This window comes from Nonomuraea turcica (assembly GCF_030718205.1).
In the GTDB taxonomy this organism is placed as follows: domain Bacteria; phylum Actinomycetota; class Actinomycetes; order Streptosporangiales; family Streptosporangiaceae; genus Nonomuraea.
This window is the reverse complement of sequence record NZ_JAUZQF010000022.1, coordinates 104648-122340: the sequence shown is the minus strand read 5'-3', so window position 1 is coordinate 122340 and position 17693 is coordinate 104648. Positions and strand designations below refer to the sequence as shown.

Sequence of the window (17693 nt, the reverse complement as noted above, 5' to 3'; positions counted from 1 at the left end):
ACCATGAACGCAAGTTGGGCGGGCCCATCCGGCTGAAGTCGCTGATCAGCCCACGGTCATCTGGAGCCTCGGGCGTGTCGGCCTTCCCGGATGGCAGGATGGAGGCGCGGCCGTGTCACATGTATTGCTAGCGGTCACGGCCGTGAACAAACCTCACAACGCTACCGCAGGCCACTTCCTGTTCGATCCATCCCTCGGGCACCGCGCCGCAGCACCTCCACGCCGCCCGCCTTGGGCGTTGTCACCTCACGAGACGACGCCCTCGACGTTGCCACTCGCATGACGTCGTCACTCCCACGACGTCGTCGGGATCCGCGTCGATCAGCGCACCACCCCGGCGATGTCCCTCGGGACATAGAGGCGCGTGCCGGGATGGATGATCGAGTCGGGGAGCCCGTTCAGACGCTTGATCTCCGCGACCACGGCTCCGGGATCTTCGCCTCCGGAGAGCACGTCGGCGATGGCCCAGAGCGTGTCCCCCTGGCGGACCTCCACCCACGGCAGCCCGGCGGTGCTGGGAACGACGACCTTCACCGCCGCATGGCTGACGGCACGGGTGCCGAGCCAGAACCCGCCCAGGGACAGTAACGCCACCGCCACCACCAGCACGGCCCGCCCTCGGCGCGTCAGCCGCACCGGCGGCGCGGCGCGACGCTCAAGCCGCGACGCCGCGCGACGATCGCGCCGCACACCGGCCCTGCGCTTCCACCGGCGATCAGCGCCCTTCGCGCCGCCGCCTCCCCGCCGGCGACGCGACCCAGGCGTTCCCGGCCCGACTCCCGCCGCCGCCTTGGCCCGTGTCCTGCCCGCGGCCGACCCGCCACGCCTCTTGCCCACCCCGGGCCCACCGCGCTCCACACCACGACCGATCCCAGCACGAGTCCCGGCTCCGCCGCTGCCCGCGGCGCCGCCCAGCCTTGCACCAGCTCCAGCGCCGCTGCCGCCCGCGCTGCCGCCCCCGGTCGCACCAGCTCCAGCGTCCCCGCCTCCCACAATGCCGCGTAGCCTCGCACCAGGCCCAGTGCCGCTGCCGCCCGCAATGCCGCCTAGCCTCGCACCAGTCCCAGCGCCACTCAGCCGCGCATCAGTCCCAACGCTGCCCGACCTCGTACCAGTCCCAGCACCGCCGCTCCCCGCGGCACCGCCCTGCCTCGCAACTGTCCCAGCGCCGCCGCTGCCCGCATTGCCGCCCTGCCTCGCAATGGTCCCAGTGCCGCCACTTTCCGCGACGCCGCCCAGGCTCGCACCGGTCCCATCGCCGCCCAGGCTCGCACCAGCCCCGCCGCTACCCGCGGCACCGCCCCGCCTCGCACCAGCCTCGCCGCCGCCCGCACTGCCGCTCCGCCTCGCACCAGTCCCAGCGCCGCCGCCAGCAGCGCCGCCCGACCTCGTGCCAGTCGCCTGTCTTCCGCGGCGTGTGCCATCACCGGGCCCCGCGTTCGCCCCGAGCGTGCCGCGCCCCGCGACAGTGCCGGGACTCCCGCCGGTTCCAGGCCCTCCCCGACCCGTACCGGCTCCGTGCTCTCGGCGACCCTGGCCGCTCGATGCGGGCGTGTCGTCCGCGTTCGTCCGGGAATGAGGCGGTGGGACGAGGCGCAGGCGAGGCCTCCCCTGACCCCGGGCCGCCGCCGCGTCCGGCGAGGGCCCTCCGCGCCTTGCCCCATCACTCGAACGGAGCCCCAACCTCTTACCGGAATTTCCACGGGAAGCGATCTCGGTCCGCGTATTGTCTCCCCGTCGGTCCTTACTCTGCGTAGCATCGGCAATGAGGGTGAGCCGCTTGGCGTCTTCGCTGGTCGGGTTCGTGTTTGTGGTCGTTCGCATGGATGACCTCCTGCCGTGTGGCCTGAGGAAAAGGCCGAATAAAGATCAGCAAATCGAACACGGTGTCGATCGAACTCCCGTACGATGTTGTACACCACACTGGCGACAATTTCGAGGAAGACTCGAACAATTGTTTGAAGATGATCTTCAACAGCGATAACGTCGCTGTGTGCGACATCGAGACCACAGAACGGCAGGTCCGCCGGTGAGGCGGGCGGCCGGGCGAGGAGGCAGGGCATGACCGAGCGGGATGACGCAAACGGGGTCAGCGACCTCGCGGTGCGCAGACGCGACTCTCTGGGCCTGACGCCCAGGCAGCGCAAGATCCTCGAAGTGATTCGCGACTCGGTGCAACAGCGCGGCTATCCGCCCTCCATGCGGGAAATCGGCGAAGCGGTGCAGCTGACGAGCACGTCCAGCGTGTCCCATCAGCTGACGGCGTTGCAGCGCAAGGGTTACCTCAGACGCGACCCACACCGGCCGCGCGCCCTGGAGGTGCGACTGCCGGGCGAGCCGGTGTTGTGGGTGGACCCGGACGCGGCGGATGACGAGCCCACGATCAGCCGTCCCACGGCCGCCTACGTCCCACTCGTCGGCCGCATCGCCGCCGGTGGTCCGATCCTGGCCGAGGAGAGCGTCGAGGACGTCTTCGCGCTGCCCAAGCAGCTCGTCGGCGAAGGCACGCTGTTCCTGCTCCAGGTCGCCGGTGACTCCATGATCGAGGCCGCCATCGCCGACGGCGACTGGGTGGTCGTCCGCCAGCAGCCGGTGGCGGAGAGCGGCGACATCGTGGCCGCCATGATCGAAGGCGAGGCCACCGTCAAGACCTTCAAGCGCAAGGACGGCCATGTCTGGCTCGTCCCGCACAACACCAATTACGAGCCCATCCCCGGTGACGAGGCCACCGTCCTGGGCAAGGTCGTAGCGGTCCTGCGCCGGCTCTGACCAGGTCGGCGGCTTGGGCGCGCGTCACCTCGCCGCGCCGCGTTCCGGCGCGCGCCACAACATGCACTGACGGGGCACGGCACCGCACCGCTGACCTCGCCAACCGTCATGCTCGCCCCTCAACACACGAACCGTCGCACCCAGTCCCCGGCTTTGACCGGTCGCACCCATTGGTCCGTGTTGGTCGCGATGCCCGGCTCCTGGTGTGCCCAGAGCAAGTCTGACGACGCCGCGCATCTGCTCGTCGTTCAGGACAGCGGCGAGGTGACGGTGTAGGAGGCGTCGCCGGCGAACACCGAGCCGGACGCCCACAGGTCCAGCCGCATCTCGTAGTTGTAGTGCCGCAGGTAGCGGCCGGGCAGGTTGTAGGACTCGAACGAGATCGTGCCCCCGCCCGCCAGTCCGGCCCGCCCGCAGTACGTGGCGTCGCCCTTGAAGATCGCCGACCCGTCGTCCCGTTGCAGCGTCAGCCGCATGTTGTAATGCCGCAGGTAGTAGCCGGGCTGGTTGACGGCCTGGAAGGAGTAGCAGCCGGCGTGCGCCAGCCCGGCGACGACGGCGAACGTGGCGTCCCTGCGGTCGGCGAGCGGACTGGCGGAGCCGAGCGGGTCCACGTAGGCCAGGTAGTCGCGGTGGCGTACGTACCGGTCGGGGAAGTTGGCCGAGCGCAGCGAGCGGTTGCCGGTGGGCACCGCGGTCGTGTCGCCGACGTCCTCACGCAGCACGGTGAAGTGCCTGGCGGTGCCGGACAGGCCGGACAACTCGACCCTGGCGCCGAACGAGGTCAGGTTCGAGCTGTCGGCGTAGTAGTAGCGGCCTCCGGTGTAGTTGTCGAAGTAGATCCGCCACCGGCCGTCCGGCAGCCGCGTCAGCGCCGGGCCCTCCAGGCCCGAGCCCCAGCCGGCCCAGTTCCCGGTGCCGGTGAACTGCCAGGGGCCGTTGAGCGAGGTGGCGGTGGCATGCTCGATGTACTTGGTCGTCTCGTTCTTGAGGAAGTTGTGGTACGTGGAGCCCACCTTGACGACGAAGCTGTCGATGTAGTTCGCCGGGATGCCCAGGGGCGTCGGGCCGCTCCACGACGACAACGCGCTGTTCGTAGCGGTGATCCGGTAGGGCCGGAATTGCCCTGCTGTGCCCGTCGTGGACGCCGAGTAGATCACGTGGACGCTGCCGTCGGAGTCCCTGAACCACTCCGGCGCCCAGGTGCTGCCGGTGGCGCCGTTCAGGCCGACCGTGACGTTGCGGAGAAAGGTCCAGGTCACGGAGTCGGCGCTGCGGGCGAAGCCGATGGTGTCGCCGGTCCAGTTGGTGGTGTAGACGAGGTAGTAGTAGCCGTCGGTGTGCCGCAGCACGCTCGGGTCGCGGATCAGGCCGGACGGCGGGGTGTACGCGTTTGCGCGGACGAGGGTGAAGGTCGTGGCGTTCGCCGAGTCGTAGACGTACATGTTGGACTCGCTGCTGTTGGTGAACGCGGTCATCAGGTAGTGCGGCGCCGGCCCGGCGGCGTGTGCCGCCCCGGGTGCGAACGCGACGGCCGCGATGGCGGCGAGCAGCGCGACGACGCCGGTTAACGCCTTTCGAGTGACTCCACGTGTACGCATCCGCGGCCCCTCTGTGGTGTTAGCGCTAACATTTCACCACGCCGACGAGGGCGCGGTGATCGCATTCGTACCCCAGGGGCGATCCGCCGTCAATCCCCAGCGGTGTACAGATCGTGCGCGGCCTTGATCGCCTGGTCGGCGAAGTCGAGCACGTCATGCCGCCGTTCGAACGGGGAGCCGTACAGCGAGCGCCGGGGTGTGCCGAAGTGCTCACCCAGCCCCGAGACCAGGCACCCGAGCGAGGGCTCCGCGGTGTCGTCCGCCCGCAGCCGCAGCGCCTCGTCGATCACGCGGTGCCAGCGCTCGGGGAACGTTTTCCGCGCGTGCCGCGCCGCACCCGTCTTGGACGTGAGCTCGCCCGTCGCGAGCGTGTAGTGCAGCCGGGAGACGCCCGTGACGATCCACACGGTGGCGTACGGGCCCAGCGAGGCCAGCCCCCACGGCGAAAACAGGTGGGAAGCCCGGGTCACCAGGCGCCGCCAGTAGCGGTCGAGGTTGGCGTCGGTCCAGGCGGCGAGGACGGCAGGATCGGTCCAGATGTCGAGGTCCCCCGCCTTGGGACCGCGGCAGGTCACCCCGTGGCGGGCCAGCGTATGCCAGGTGACCGGGTTGAGGCCGCCCTGGGGGTTGAGCTTGCCGGCGTGGGCCTGCGGGCGCGCCCCGAGGTCCAAGGGGTTGCGACGGAGGTCGTCCCAGGTCACGTAGACGCCTTCGAACGGGTGGGCGCCGAGGCTGGTGTGGATGCGCTCCAGGGTCTCGATCGGCGGCCCGGCGGCCGTGACCGCGACGAAGTCCACGTCGCTCGTGGCCGGACGGTAGTCATCCAGCGCCGCCGACCCCTCGAGGTAGAGCCCTTCGATGAGCCCGGGAGCCGCCGCGTCGGCCACTGACAGGTATGTCTCGACAATCGCGTCGATCTTCGGGTGGGGCGTCATCACCGCTCAGCCTGCCACAATCGACGCCGGCGCCTCATCACAATCTAAAATCCTAGAATGTCCAGGTGAATACCGCATACCGCCCAGAAGACCTCAAGGCACGAAATGATGGATTTAAGTGGGCAAAGGCGGGTCCGGGGATCATTCCCGCCTGGATAGCCGACATGGACCTGCCCACCGCGCCCGAGGTCATCGAGGCGCTGCGCCGGCGAGCCGGCGCCGACCTCGGCTATCCGGCCTGGCTGGACAAGCCCAACGCAGGGCCGCTGGCGGAGGCGTTCGCCGAGCGTATGGCGGGCCGGTACGGCTGGTCGCCCGACCCCTCGCAGGTACGTTCGTTCAACGACCTCAACCAGGCACTCCAGGTCCTGCTCCACGTCTGGACCAAGCCCGGCGACGGTGTGGCCGTGCACACTCCCGCCTACCATCCGTTCCTTACGACGCTGCAGGTCATGGACCGCCCCTTGCGCGCCATCCAGGCCGAGCCCGACGGCGATTCGTGGCGCTTCGAGGTGCCCGACCTGTCGGGCTGCCGGGTGCTGCTCTTGGTCAACCCGCACAATCCGACCGGCCGGGTGTTCACCCGCGAGGAGCTGACCCACCTGGCCGAGCAGGCCGAACGCCACGATCTGCTCGTGATCGCGGACGAGATCCACGCCGACCTGACCTTCGAGCCGCACCGTCACATCCCGTTCGCCACGATCCTCCCCGAACGCACCGTCACCCTCACGTCCGCGACGAAGGCGTTCAACCTGGGCGGCATCCGCGTCTCTGTCGCCCACCTCGGGCACCAGGGGGTCCGCAAGGCCCTGGAGGCGCAGCCGCCCTTCCTGTACGGCTCCGCCAACCTGTTCGGGGTCGAGGCGACGGTGGCGGCGTGGCGGCATGGGGACGCCTGGTTGGACGGGGTTCGCCTCCTGCTGGATCGTCACCGGCACACGATCGCCGCCCGCCTGCCCGGCACCTTCGGCTATCGGCTTCCCCAGGCGACGTATCTGGCGTGGCTACATGTGGGGCGGACGGGGATGGCGGAGGTCATCGAACGGGAGGCCAAGGTGCTGCTGACGGACGGGGCGGGCTTCGGGCCCGGTGGGGCGGAGTACGTCCGCCTGAACTTCGCCACCAGCGAGCCCGTCCTCGCCGAGATCCTCAACCGCCTGTCCCGCCTCCGCTGACCCCCGCCCGGCCACGCCCCATGGCGCCCCACCCAGCGGCACCGCCGCCCCCAGACAGGCGACTCCCGGCCTGACGCCGAGCCAGGCCGGTGGCCGCGGGGCACCGTCGCAAGTGAGCACCGTCGCACGTGAGCACCGCCGCACGTGAGCACCGCCGCACGCGGAACACCGCCGCACGTGCGGCGCCACAGACCGTCAGGCGCGGCCCCGCGCGGGGCGTCAGGGCAGGGGTGGCAGGTCGGGCGGGGTGGCGGGCGGGTTTTCCGCCAGGGCGGCGAGCGCGAGCTCGATCGCCTTGTCCAGCTGCGGATCCCGCCCCGCCGCCCGATCCTGCGGTGTGATCACCACCTCGATGTCCGGATCAACCCCATAGTTCTCCACGCCCCATCCAGGCCCGTCGAGCCAGAACGAGTACCGGGGCTGGGTGACCCGGGTCCCGTCGACCAGGTTGTACCGGGAGTCGATCCCGATCACCCCGCCCCACGTCCGCGTCCCCACCAGCGGCCCGATGTCGCGGTTCTTGATGCCCGCGCTCACGATGTCCCCGTCCGAGCCCGCGAACTCGTCCGTGATCGTCACGATCGGTCCCCGCGGGGAGTCCATCGGATACCGCCGGGGTTCGTACCCGCGCGCCCGCGCCCACCCGGTGACCTTGCGGGACAGTTTCTCCAGGATCAGTTCCGACAGGTGCCCGCCGCCGTTGTGCCGCACGTCCACGATCAGCCCGTCGAAGGCCATCTCGGTACGCAGGTCGCGATGGAACTGCGCCCACCCCGTCCCCACCATGTCCGGCACGTGCAGATACCCGAGCCGCCCGTCCGACGCCTCCCGCACCAGCGTCCGCCGGCCCTCCACCCAGTCGTGGTAACGAAGCGGCGTCTCGTCCGCGATTGGGCTGACCACGACGCGGCGCGGGTCGCCGCCGGAGGCGGGCCGGACGGTGAGCTCGGTGGGCTGGTTCGCGGTGCCGGCCAGGAGGGCGAGCGGCCCGCGTACGGGATCGACCGGACGCCCGCCCACCGCGATGATCGCGTCGCCCGGACGGACGGCCACGCCGGGGGCGAGCAGGGGCGAGCGGGCGGCGTGGTCGGAGGACTCGCCGGGCAGGATGCGCTCGACCCGCCACACGCCGTCGGCGTCCCTGGTCAGGTCGGCGCCGAGCAGCCCTTGGCGGCGGCGCGGGTCGGAGCCGCCGTTGGGGGCGGCGGCGTAGGCGTGGGAGGTGCCCAGCTCGCCCTGTGCCTCCCAGAGCAGGTCGATCAGCTCCGAGTGGGCGCCGATGCGCTCGACGAACGGCGCGTACCGGTCGAGCACGCCCTGCCAGTCGACGCCGCCCATGTCCGCACGCCAGAAGTGGTCGCGCATGAGCCGGCCGGCCTCGTGGAAGCCCTGCCGCCACTCGGCGACCGGGTCGATCTGGACGGTGATCCGGTCCAGGTCGACGGTGACGACCTCGTCGCCCTCGGTGGCGGCGCGGGTCTGCAGGCCGTTCTTGCCGTTGGTGACGAGCCTGGTGCCGTCGCCGCTGACCTGGAACGAGCGCACTTCCTTGCCCAGCTCGCTCTTGGACCGCTTCTTCAGGTCGTATCGCTCCAGCACCATCTCCTGCGACGGCTCGTCCCCGTGCTGCCCGGTGAGCGGGTATCGCAGCCAGAGCAGGGCGTCCTTGGCGGTACGCAGGTTGCCGTAGCGTCCGGCGGGCACCGGCACGGGCACCACGCGCGAGCCGATCCCGTCAGGGTCCACCTCGGTCCGCGGCGGCGCGTCGTCCTGCTTGTCGTCCTTGTTCGGCTTGTCGTCCTCGCCGTTGAAACCCCGCCCCTGCAGCGACGGGTCGAACGGCGACGGCGTGCCGGCCTGCAGCGGCACGATGTACGGCCGGCACCCGTAGAGGAAGGACATGTCGAAGACGTGCGAGTCGTACACGGGGTCGAACGTCCGCGCTGACAGGAACGCCAGATACTTGCCGTCCTTGGTGAAGACCGGGTCGTAGTCGTCGAACCGCACCGGCGTCACGTCGATCACCGACGTGCCGTCCACCCGCCCCATCTTGATCTGCGACAGCGGGTGCTGATGCGGATGCTCCCAGGCCAGCCAGCGCGAATCGGGCGAGAACGTCAGTCCGCTGAGGTCTCCCTGCGTGGTGCGGTCGAGCTCCCGGAGATCGCCGGACTCGAGGTCGACGACCAGCAGCCGCCCGTCGTGCGTGGCGACGGCCGCGTGTTTGCCGTCGGGCGCGGCCTCCAGCTCCAGCACCCGGCCGAGCTGCCCGGTGGCCAGCGTGCGTATCTCGCCGCCGGGCGTGCCGATCTCCAGCCCGTCCTCGCCGCTGACGTCCGATACCCAGATGGCGCGCCCGTCGCCGTCGAGAACGCGTGGCAGCCGTACGCGAACGCCCGGCTGGACACGCAGCGCACCCGCCGGGCCGTCACGGTGGGGCACCCAGTGCGCGGTGCCGCGGATCTCGACCACGCTGGCCCGCCCGGTGGCGTCGGGCGCATAGGAGCCGGCCCGCGTCGGCGCCGGCCGCCTGGCCCGCCCCGGCCGCGGCCCGCCGAGCCGGACATCCAGCCGGTGGGGCTCCGCGTCCAGGCTCTCCAGCACCCACAGGTCCCCGGCGTGGCTGTAGATCACCCGCTGTCCGTCACTGGTGGCGTGGCGGGCGTAGAACTCCTCGTGGGAGCTGTGCTTTCGCAGGTCGGAGCCGTCCGGCAGGGCGGAGTAGAGGTTCCCGGTCCCGTCGAGGTCGGCCAGGAAGACGATCCTGTCCCCCACCCAGCTGACGGACCAGTATTGCGCCGTGCTGTCCGCGAACAACCGGGCGAACTCCCCGCTCCCGTCGGCGTCCACCCAGATCTTGCCCGCGGTCCCGCCCCGGTATCGCTTCCACTGCGACGGCTCGCGCCACATCGCCGACACGGTGGCGACCCGCCCGTCGCTGATGGCGACGTCGCTGGCCCATCCGTACGGCAGCCGCGTCCCCGGTCCCCCGTCGAGCGGCACCGCGTAGGCCCAGTTCCTGACGCGATGGCTCTGCCCCGTCGAGCTGATCGCCAGCACGGCTCCGTCCTCGGTCCAGCCGCGCACCCGGGTCGTGTCGCTGCCCCAATGGGTCAGCCGCTCCCCCTCGGGTCCGTCGATCTCGGCCGCGAACACCTCCGGGGCACCCTCCCTGCTGCCGGTCCACGCGATGTGGCTGCCGTCGGGCGAGAACCGCGGATCCGACACCGGCACCCGATCGGCGGTGAAGCGCCAGGCCCTTCCCCCCGCGAGGGGAGCCAGCCAAACGTCGTCGTCAGCTACGAAGGTGACCAGGTCACCGTGCAGATGTGGATATCTCAGGTATGCGCCGTTCGTCACAGCTGAACATTAATGCCCGACACCAAGCCCAGCCCATGAATTCCCCTCCTGGCGGACCCACCAGGCCCAGGGAACGGTCAAGTCCAGGGTGTGCCGGAAATGCGAGGGAAGTGATTGATTGCCCGCTTTCGTAGCGTAAGGGGACCCATGAAGATCTTCGCTCGCACCCACCAGCTCCCGCCCCGCCTGGCCGCCGCCGCCATCATCCTGAGCTCCGGACTCGACAAGACGAGCGTGGACGATCAGGCCGCCGCCGGCCTGCACGGGATGGCCGCGGGCACGTACCCGTTCCTCGGCCGCATGGACCCGGTGACCTTCGCCCGGCTGCTGTCGCGGGCCGAGATCGTCCTCGGCACGGTCCTGCTCGTGCCGTTCGTGCCGTCGCTGCTGGCCGGAGCGGCGTTGACCGGGTTCGCGGGAGGGCTGCTCGGCATGTATCTCAAGACGCCCGGCATGCGCCGCGAGGGCAGCCTGCGCCCGTCCCAAGAGGGCATCGGCATCTCCAAGGACGTCTGGCTTCTGGGCATCGGCCTGGGGCTGGTGCTCGAGGAGCTCGGCCATCGATGATCTCCGGCCCGGCGCCAGTAATCCGGACAAACACGGGTAGTCCGGACGCATGGTGCAAATCGGCTACACCTTGATGTCCGAACAGACCCCGGCCCGCGAGCTCGTCGACTACGCCGCGACAGCCGAGCGGATCGGCTTCGACTACGCGGTCATCTCCGACCACTACTTCCCGTGGCTCGAGGAGATGGGGCATTCCCCCTACTGCTGGTCGGTGCTCGGCGCGGCGGCCCAGGTCACCGAGCGGCTACCGCTCATGACGTACGTGACCTGCCCCATCATGCGGTACCACCCGGCCGTGGTGGCACAGAAGGCCGCGACGATGGGCGTGCTGAGCCACGGCAGGTTCACCTTGGGCCTCGGCGCGGGCGAGAACCTGAACGAGCACGTCATCGGCGAGGGATGGCCGCCCGTGGACACCAGGCACCGGATGTTCGCCGAGGCCATCCAGATCATCAAGGAGCTGTTCGGCGGCGGCTACGTGACCTACCAAGGCGAATTCTTCGACGTGGACTCGGCCAAGCTCTACGACCTGCCGGACGAGCGGGTGCCGATCGGCATCGCCGCCTCGGGGGGCCAGTCGGCGGAGATCGCCGCCGAGTACGGCGACCTGCTGGTCGTCAACGAGCCGATGCCGGACGTCGTCCGGCAGTTCAACGCCGCGGGCGGCCAGGGCAAGCCAGTCTACGGCCAGCTCGCGCTCGCCTACGACACCGACCCCGAGGCCGCCGAACGGCGCGCGCACCAGCTGTGGCGCTGGGCCGCAGCCGGCTGGAAGGTCATGGCCGAGCTGCCCGCGCCGGTGAACTTCGCCGCCGCGGCCGGCACGGTACGCCCCGAGGATGTGGCCCAGAGCGTGCCGTGCGGCAACGACGTGGACGCGGTCGTCCAGGGGGTCCAGAAGTTCGCCGATGCGGGATACACGCACGTGGCGCTGGTCCAGATCGGCCACGACCAGCAGCAGCCCTTCTTCGACTGGGCAGAGAAGGAGCTGCTCCCGGCCTTGCGCGCCCTCTGACGCCGTGCGCTAGGGGACGATGTTGACCAGCTTGGGCGCCCGGACGATCACCTTGCGGGGCATGCCCGTCAGATAGGCGGACACCTTCTCTGAGGCCAGGGCCAGCTCCCGCAGCTCCTGCTCGGTGATGTCCGGCGACACCTCCAGCCGGTCACGCACCTTGCCCGCCACCTGCACCACGCAGGTGACCGACTCCTGCACCAGCAGCGCGGGGTCGGCGCTCGGCCACCCGCCGAAGGCGACGGGACCGGTGCGGCCCAGCCGCTCCCAGCCCTCCTCGGCGGTATAGGGAGCCACCAGTGACAGCATGATCGCCAGCGTCTCCGCGGCCTCACGGACGGCGGGGTCGGCGGGGCCGGGGCCCACGTCGATGGCCCGCCGCGCGGCCGAGGTCAGCTCCATCATCCGCGCCACTGCCACGTTGAACTTGTAGGAATCGATCTGCCGGGTGACCTCGTCGATCGTGCGGTGGGTGACCTTGCGCAGCTCGACGTCGCCGCCCTCGACCGCCACGCCGGGCTCGCTGGTCACCTCCGACATCACGCGCAGGGCCCGGGCCAGGAACTTCTGCGAGGCCAGCGGCGAGACGTCCGCCCAGTCGATGTCGTCCTCGGGCGGCCCGGCGAACACCATGGTCAGGCGTACGGCGTCGACGCCGAAGTCGTCGATCTGCTGGCCCAGGTCCACGCCGTTGCCCAGGGTCTTCGACATGGCCTTGCCGGCGTTGATCACCTGCCCCTGGTTCAGCATGCGCTGGAAGGGCTCGCTGAAGTCCAGCATGCCCATGTCGTGCAGGACCTTGGTGAAGAACCGGGAGTAGAGCAGGTGCAGCACCGCGTGCTCGATGCCGCCGACATATTGGTCGATCGGGCCCCACTTGCGCACCTGCTCGACGTCGAACGGGCCGTCGGTGTAGCCCGGCGAGCAGTAACGCAGGAAATACCAGGACGAGTCGACGAACGTGTCCATCGTGTCGGTGTCGCGCTGGGCGCGTCCGCCGCACTTGGGGCACTCGACGTTGACCCAGTCGGCCGCACTGGCCAGCGGGGACACGCCCTTGGGCGCCAGCGCCTCGCCGCGCAGGTCGGGCAGCGTGACGGGCAGCTGCTCGTCGGGGACGGGGACCTCGCCGCAGTCGGGGCAGTGAATGATCGGGATCGGCGTGCCCCAGTAACGCTGCCGGGACAGCAGCCAGTCGCGCAGCCGGAAGTTGATCGCGCCCGTGCCCTTGCCCTCGGCCTCCAGGACCTCAATGATCTTGCGGATGGCCTCGGCCTTCTCCAGCCCGTCCAGCGGGCCGGAGTTGACCAGCGTGCCCTCGCCGGGCGTGGCCTCGCCGGTCTCGCCCGGGTCGGCCAGGCCGGTGTGCACGACCACCTTCACCGGCAGGTCGAACTTCAGCGCGAAGTCCAGGTCGCGCTGGTCGTGAGCGGGCACGGCCATGATGGCGCCGTGGCCGTAGTCGGACAGCACGTAGTCGGCCGCCCAGACCGGGATGCGCTCGCCGTTGACCGGGTTGATCGCGTAGCGGCCCAGGAAGACGCCGGTCTTCTCCTTGTCCGTGGCCAGGCGCTCGATGTCGCTCAGCCGGGCCACCTCGGTGCGGTAGGCCTCGAACGCTTCCCGCCACTCGTCGGTGACGATCTCGTCGGCCAGCGCCGCGTCCGCGGCGACCACGAAGAACGTGGCCCCGAACAGCGTGTCGGGCCGCGTCGTGTAGACGTGGACCGGCTCCTCGCGGCCCTCGATCGTGAACAGCACGTCGGCGCCCTCGGAGCGGCCGATCCAGTTGCGCTGCATGGTCAGCAGCCGCTCCGGCCAGCCGGTCAGCTGGTCCATGTCGTCCAGCAGCCGCTGCGCGTAGTCAGTGATCTTGAAGTACCACTGCGTCAGCTCGCGGCGGATGACGTCGGCGCCGCAGCGCTCGCACTTGCCGGCCACGACCTGCTCGTTGGCCAGCACCGTCTGGTCGTTGGGGCACCAGTTGACCAGGCCGCCCTTGCGGTAGGCCAGGCCGCGCTCGAAGAAGCGGTTGAACAGCCACTGGTTCCAGCGGTAGTAGTCGGGGTCGCTCGTGTGCAGGCGGCGCGACCAGTCGAAGGAGATCCCGTAGCGCTTGAACGAGTGCGCCTGCGTCTCGATGTTGGCGTAGGTCCACTCGGCCGGGTGGGCGTTGCGCTTGATCGCGGCGTTCTCCGCGGGCAGGCCGAAGGAGTCCCAGCCGATCGGGTGCAGGACGTTGTAGCCCTTTTGCATCCAGTAGCGCGCGACGACGTCGCCGATGGCGAACACCTCGCCGTGGCCCATGTGGAGGTCACCCGACGGGTAGGGGAACATGTCGAGCATGTAGCGCCGCTCGCGGGGGTCGGCGGGCTCTTCGCTCGCCCGGAAGGGCTCCTGCTCCTCCCAGCGCTGCAGCCACTTGGCCTGCAGCGCCTGCGGGTCGTACTCACTCACGGCTACTGTCCTTCTGGCTTGATTCGGACCCATAAGAAAACCCCCCGTGCACACGACGAGGGGTAGCCGCGACGGCGAGATCTCAGGGCCGTCGCGGCCCGCTAAGAAGCAGGGTCGCGGAACGCATGTGTCAAGCCTAGCGCACCTCTTCGGATGAATGCAGGTTCTCGATCGAGGTGCGCATGCACAATGGACCCTTCAGGTCCAGCGAGACCTGATGGTGATGTATCCGTTGTGACCTCATTCGTCCCTCAAGAATACCCTTGTCGCCGTGGTGTACCGAGCTGAGCCTGATCGACCGGAGGACGGCCTGCCCTTGCAGGATCCGCCCACCGATCCTCATGGCTTCACTCGTTTCGCTGCGGAACCACCGGCATCTCCTGGAAAATCCCATGAGATCATGCCTGGTACGTCAAATCCGGATATAAGGGTTGATCCGGACACAACTTCGGGAGGGCCGGCAGCAATGGCAACGGATAACTCCGGACCTCACCTGCCCCCATCCTGGCCTGAGTCGTCTCCCTCTCCGTGGCCCGGCTCCCCCGCGCCCGACGCCCCTTCCTCGTGGTCTTCCGCGGCCGACGGCCCTTCTTCGAGGCCCGGCTCCCCCGCGTCCGAGGTGCTGACGTCGTGGCCGGAGACCCCGCGGCCGCCCGCGCACCAAGACCCCGCCTGGCCGGAGCCGCCGCGCCAGGATGCCTCCTGGCCCGAGCCGTCACGCCCCGAGCCGCGCCGCGACGCCGCCCGTCAGGACTCCGGCCCGTCCTGGCCGGAGCCGCCCCGCCAGGACGCGGGCTGGCCCGAGCCACCGCGTAAGGACGCCGGCTGGCCGGAGCCGACACGCCAGGACATGCCGACGTCCTGGCCCGACGCCGCGCCGCAGCCCGGACCATCATCGTCCTGGCCGGACGCCGCCTCGCAGCCCGGACCGTCGTCGTCCTGGCCCGACGCCTCCCCCCAGCCCGGACCATCGTCGTCGCCGAACGCCTCCCCGCAGGGTGGACCCGCGTCCTGGCCGGAGCCCCAGGACGTGCCGACCTCGTGGCCCCAGGCCGCGCCACCGCATGCCGCCGGGCCGTCCGCCCCGGCCGGTTCCCGTGCCGATGCCCAGGCTGGCTCCCGTGCCGATGCCGGGATCAACTCCGGGGGAGCGCAGCCTCCCGTGCCGGACCCGGTGCCCGCGTGGGCGCAGCCGCCGACTCCGGCCCCCGGCGCCTGGTCCAACCTGTCCGCCCCGGCCCCCTGGCCGCAGGGCGAGCGCGGCCATGCGAGCCAGGCGCCGGATCCGCGCACGGCGGCTTACGACCAGGCCGCCCCGGCCGGACCCCCGTCGCACGACGCGCTGTCCGCCCCCCACGGCCCACCGCCCCAGCCCCACCCCGCACAGCACTCCGAGAACCAGCTCAACGATCGCGCGGTCCCCTCTACCCCGATGGATTCCACCCATATAGGTACGCCCCCCACCGAGGACGGCAATCAGCCTCCGGCATCCCGTCCGGGCTCCAACCTGAGCCGCGACCCCTCGGACCCGGAGCACCGGTTCGTGACGGCGGGCCAGATCAGCGGCTCCCGCACCCCTCCGCCCGAGCGCCAGCAGGAGCTCTGGAACACCGTCTTCGGCGAGAACTACCAGGCCATGGGCGACCAGGAAGTCCTGGACGACGACGAGGGCGAGGGCAGGCCCGTCTGGATCTACGCCCTCGGCGGGTCCGTGGCGGTCGCGCTGGTCATCGCGCTGTTGTGGGCGTTCCTCGCGGGCCCGCTGGCCGGTGAGGACCCGACCTCCGCCGTCGCCTCCGGCCAACCCACGGCCTCGCCCAAGCCGAGCGCCACCAAGTCCTCGACGACGATCGGCAAGCTGCCGGCCTACCCCGGCAAGGCCTCCCCCGTCCTCGGCAGGGTGCCGGACGCCGCCGCGGGGATCTCCGTCCCGCGCCTCGGCGGCAAGTGGCAGCTGGACGAGCGCGTCACGGTCAAGGGCACGTTCGGTTTCGACACCCGCCAGTACGTCGAGGTCGCGCCCGAGCGGTACGCCCAGCTCATGTCGGGCCCGCTCATGCCGAAGCTGACCTCGTACTACGAGCAGGACAACCTGGAGCCGGTCATCAAGCAGGTGGTGCTGACCGCCCGCAAGCGCTTCTTCCCGGCGGACAACAAGGTCCGCAAGATCGCCCAGCAGCCGATCAAGGTAGGCGACCAGACAGGCCGGCTGATCGCGTACTCGCTGACGTCGGAGACCGAGAAGGCCACGATCGTCACGATGGCGATCAACACCGGCGGCAGCGTCCCGGCGATCGTCTACATGTCGATCCCGTCGGACAGCAAGCAGCTCCTGCCCGACATCCGCACGGTGATGAACCAGCTCAGGCTCTCCACGGAGGGCTAGCCGCTAGAACGTGCACTCCATGTGCTTGATGCCGTTGATGAACATGGAGTGCAGCCGGTCCGGCTTGCCCGCCTCGATCTGCGGGACGCGGCGCAACAGCTCGCGGAACATCACCGTGATCTCCCGCCGGGCCAGGTGCGAGCCGAGGCAGAAGTGCGGGCCCGGGCCACCGAAGCCGACGTGCGGGTTGGGGGTGCGGGTGATGTCGAAGCGGTACGGGTTCGCGAACACGGACTCGTCCCGGTTCGCGGCCCAGTAGAACAGCACCGCCTTCTCGCCCTTGCGGTAGAGGTTGCCGTTCATCTCGAAGTCCCTGGTGACCTTGCGGCGCATGAAGTTCACCGGGGAGGCCAGGCGGACGATCTCCTCCACGGCCCCGGGGGCATGGCCGTCGAGGTCCTGCAGCCAGAGGGCGCGCTGGTCGGGGTTCTTGGTGAGCAGGCGCAGGCCGTACGAGATGGCGTTCCTCGTGGTCTCGTTGCCGGCCACGACGAGCAGGATGAAGAACGACCCGAGCTCCTGCATGGTGAGCCGCTCGCCGTCAATGTTGGCGTTGACCAGGGACGACGTCAGGTCGTCGGTGGGGTGCTCGGCACGGTGGGCGGCCAGGTCCTGCACCAGTTGCTGGAGCTCCATCCCGGCGTTGAGCAGACGGGTGGCGATCTCGCTGACGTCGGTGCCGCCGTATTCGGCGTCGAAGCCGCCGAGGATCGTGTTCGAGCGGTCGAAGACGAACTTGTAGTCGCGCTCGGGGATGCCCATCATATCGCAGATGATCTTCAAGGGCAGGCGGGCGGCCACCTCGGTCACGAAGTCGCAGCCGGACCCCTTGGCGAGGAGGTCGTCCACGATGCCGACCGCCGCCGCCTCGACGTCCGACTCGAACTGCTTGATCATCTTGGGGGTGAACGCGCGGGAGACGATCCTGCGGAGCCTGGCGTGCCGCGGGTCGTCCATGTTGATCATCGAGCCGAAGTACTCGGCGAATTCCGCTGGCATGTCCGGGATGCCCGTCGCTCCGCCGTCGCCCGAGCAGAAGATCTCCGGGTTGCGGCTGGCATCCAGGATGTCGGCGTGCTTGACCAGCGCGTAGTAGCCCGGACCTTTGGGGGCGAAGCCGATGTCCATCTCTTCGAAGAACGCGGGGGTGGCGCGGGCACGCAGGCGGTCGAACGCCTCCTCGCGCTGTTCCATGGGCCTGGCCCAGAAGTCACGGTCCGACAGGTCGAAGTCGAGGACGCTCATAAGGCCATCATTCGGAAAAGCGGCCACTTACGTCAATGGTTATGACGTACGCCGTACGTACGGTGAAAATCCGTGGCACCGCGTGGCGGCCGGCCCTAAGGTGATCTCCATGACCTTCTTCTACCTGCGTTAGCGAGCCGCCGGCGGGGCGCGGACATCCCACCGCCGGCGATGCGGGACGGC

The 17693-nt window shown here is 70.1% G+C and carries 12 protein-coding genes; 5 read left to right on the top strand and 7 right to left on the bottom strand.

What is annotated here, in order from left to right:
* Nucleotides 1–321 precede the first annotated feature (321 nt).
* Both Q9G87_RS43775 and Q9G87_RS43770 read right to left on the bottom strand, forming a co-directional pair.
* Entirely contained in the window at nt 322–636 is a 315-nt protein-coding gene (locus Q9G87_RS43775) for a LysM peptidoglycan-binding domain-containing protein (RefSeq protein WP_305922533.1), read from the bottom strand.
* The gene (locus tag Q9G87_RS43770) at nt 627–1013 is read right to left on the bottom strand and encodes a hypothetical protein (RefSeq protein WP_305922532.1); all 387 of its coding nucleotides are present in this window, start codon (nt 1011–1013) and stop codon (nt 627–629) included. The genes Q9G87_RS43775 and Q9G87_RS43770 overlap by 10 nt, the downstream gene beginning before the upstream one ends.
* Before the next feature lie 1048 nt (nt 1014–2061).
* On the opposite strand from Q9G87_RS43770, the gene lexA reads away from it, so the two are divergent.
* Nucleotides 2062–2769, top strand: a complete 708-nt coding sequence (lexA, locus tag Q9G87_RS43765) for a transcriptional repressor LexA (protein WP_305922531.1) — start codon at nt 2062–2064, stop codon at nt 2767–2769.
* A 248-nt stretch (nt 2770–3017) separates the two neighbouring features.
* Here lexA and Q9G87_RS43760 read toward each other — a convergent pair whose 3' ends face one another.
* Together Q9G87_RS43760 and Q9G87_RS43755 are read right to left on the bottom strand one after the other, a co-directional pair.
* Nucleotides 3018–4370: a glycoside hydrolase family 43 protein gene (locus Q9G87_RS43760; protein ID WP_305922530.1), complete on the bottom strand. Its 1353-nt coding sequence runs from the start codon at nt 4368–4370 to the stop codon at nt 3018–3020.
* An 89-nt stretch (nt 4371–4459) separates the two neighbouring features.
* The gene (locus Q9G87_RS43755) at nt 4460–5305 is read right to left on the bottom strand and encodes an aminoglycoside adenylyltransferase domain-containing protein (RefSeq protein WP_305922529.1); all 846 of its coding nucleotides are present in this window, start codon (nt 5303–5305) and stop codon (nt 4460–4462) included.
* 164 nt (nt 5306–5469) lie between these two features.
* Here Q9G87_RS43755 and Q9G87_RS43750 point away from each other — a divergent pair, with 164 nt between their 5' ends.
* On the top strand, nt 5470–6480 hold the full coding sequence (locus tag Q9G87_RS43750; protein WP_305922528.1) for a MalY/PatB family protein: 1011 nt from the start codon (nt 5470–5472) through the stop codon (nt 6478–6480).
* A 219-nt stretch (nt 6481–6699) separates the two neighbouring features.
* Here the strand turns inward: Q9G87_RS43750 and Q9G87_RS43745 are convergent, their stop codons facing one another.
* Nucleotides 6700–9840 (bottom strand): S41 family peptidase, encoded by a 3141-nt coding sequence (locus Q9G87_RS43745; protein WP_305922527.1) that lies wholly within the window; start codon nt 9838–9840, stop codon nt 6700–6702.
* A 147-nt stretch (nt 9841–9987) separates the two neighbouring features.
* Between Q9G87_RS43745 and Q9G87_RS43740 the strand changes: the two genes are divergently transcribed.
* The gene (locus Q9G87_RS43740) at nt 9988–10407 is read left to right on the top strand and encodes a hypothetical protein (RefSeq protein ID WP_305922526.1); all 420 of its coding nucleotides are present in this window, start codon (nt 9988–9990) and stop codon (nt 10405–10407) included.
* A gap of 49 nt (nt 10408–10456) precedes the next feature.
* Nucleotides 10457–11422, top strand: coding sequence for a TIGR03557 family F420-dependent LLM class oxidoreductase (locus tag Q9G87_RS43735; RefSeq protein ID WP_305922525.1), 966 nt, complete (start codon nt 10457–10459; stop codon nt 11420–11422).
* 9 nt (nt 11423–11431) lie between these two features.
* Here Q9G87_RS43735 and leuS read toward each other — a convergent pair whose 3' ends face one another.
* The gene (gene leuS / locus Q9G87_RS43730; protein ID WP_305922524.1) at nt 11432–13912 is read right to left on the bottom strand and encodes a leucine--tRNA ligase; all 2481 of its coding nucleotides are present in this window, start codon (nt 13910–13912) and stop codon (nt 11432–11434) included.
* A gap of 586 nt (nt 13913–14498) precedes the next feature.
* Here leuS and Q9G87_RS43725 point away from each other — a divergent pair.
* Entirely contained in the window at nt 14499–16265 is a 1767-nt protein-coding gene (locus tag Q9G87_RS43725) for a hypothetical protein (RefSeq protein WP_305922523.1), read from the top strand.
* Nucleotides 16266–16268: 3 nt separating this feature from the next.
* On the opposite strand, the gene Q9G87_RS43720 is transcribed toward Q9G87_RS43725, so the two are convergent.
* Nucleotides 16269–17510 carry a cytochrome P450 gene (locus Q9G87_RS43720; RefSeq protein ID WP_305922522.1) on the bottom strand — a complete coding sequence of 414 codons (1242 nt, stop codon included), beginning with the start codon at nt 17508–17510 and terminating at the stop codon, nt 16269–16271.
* Nucleotides 17511–17693: the final 183 nt, after the last annotated feature.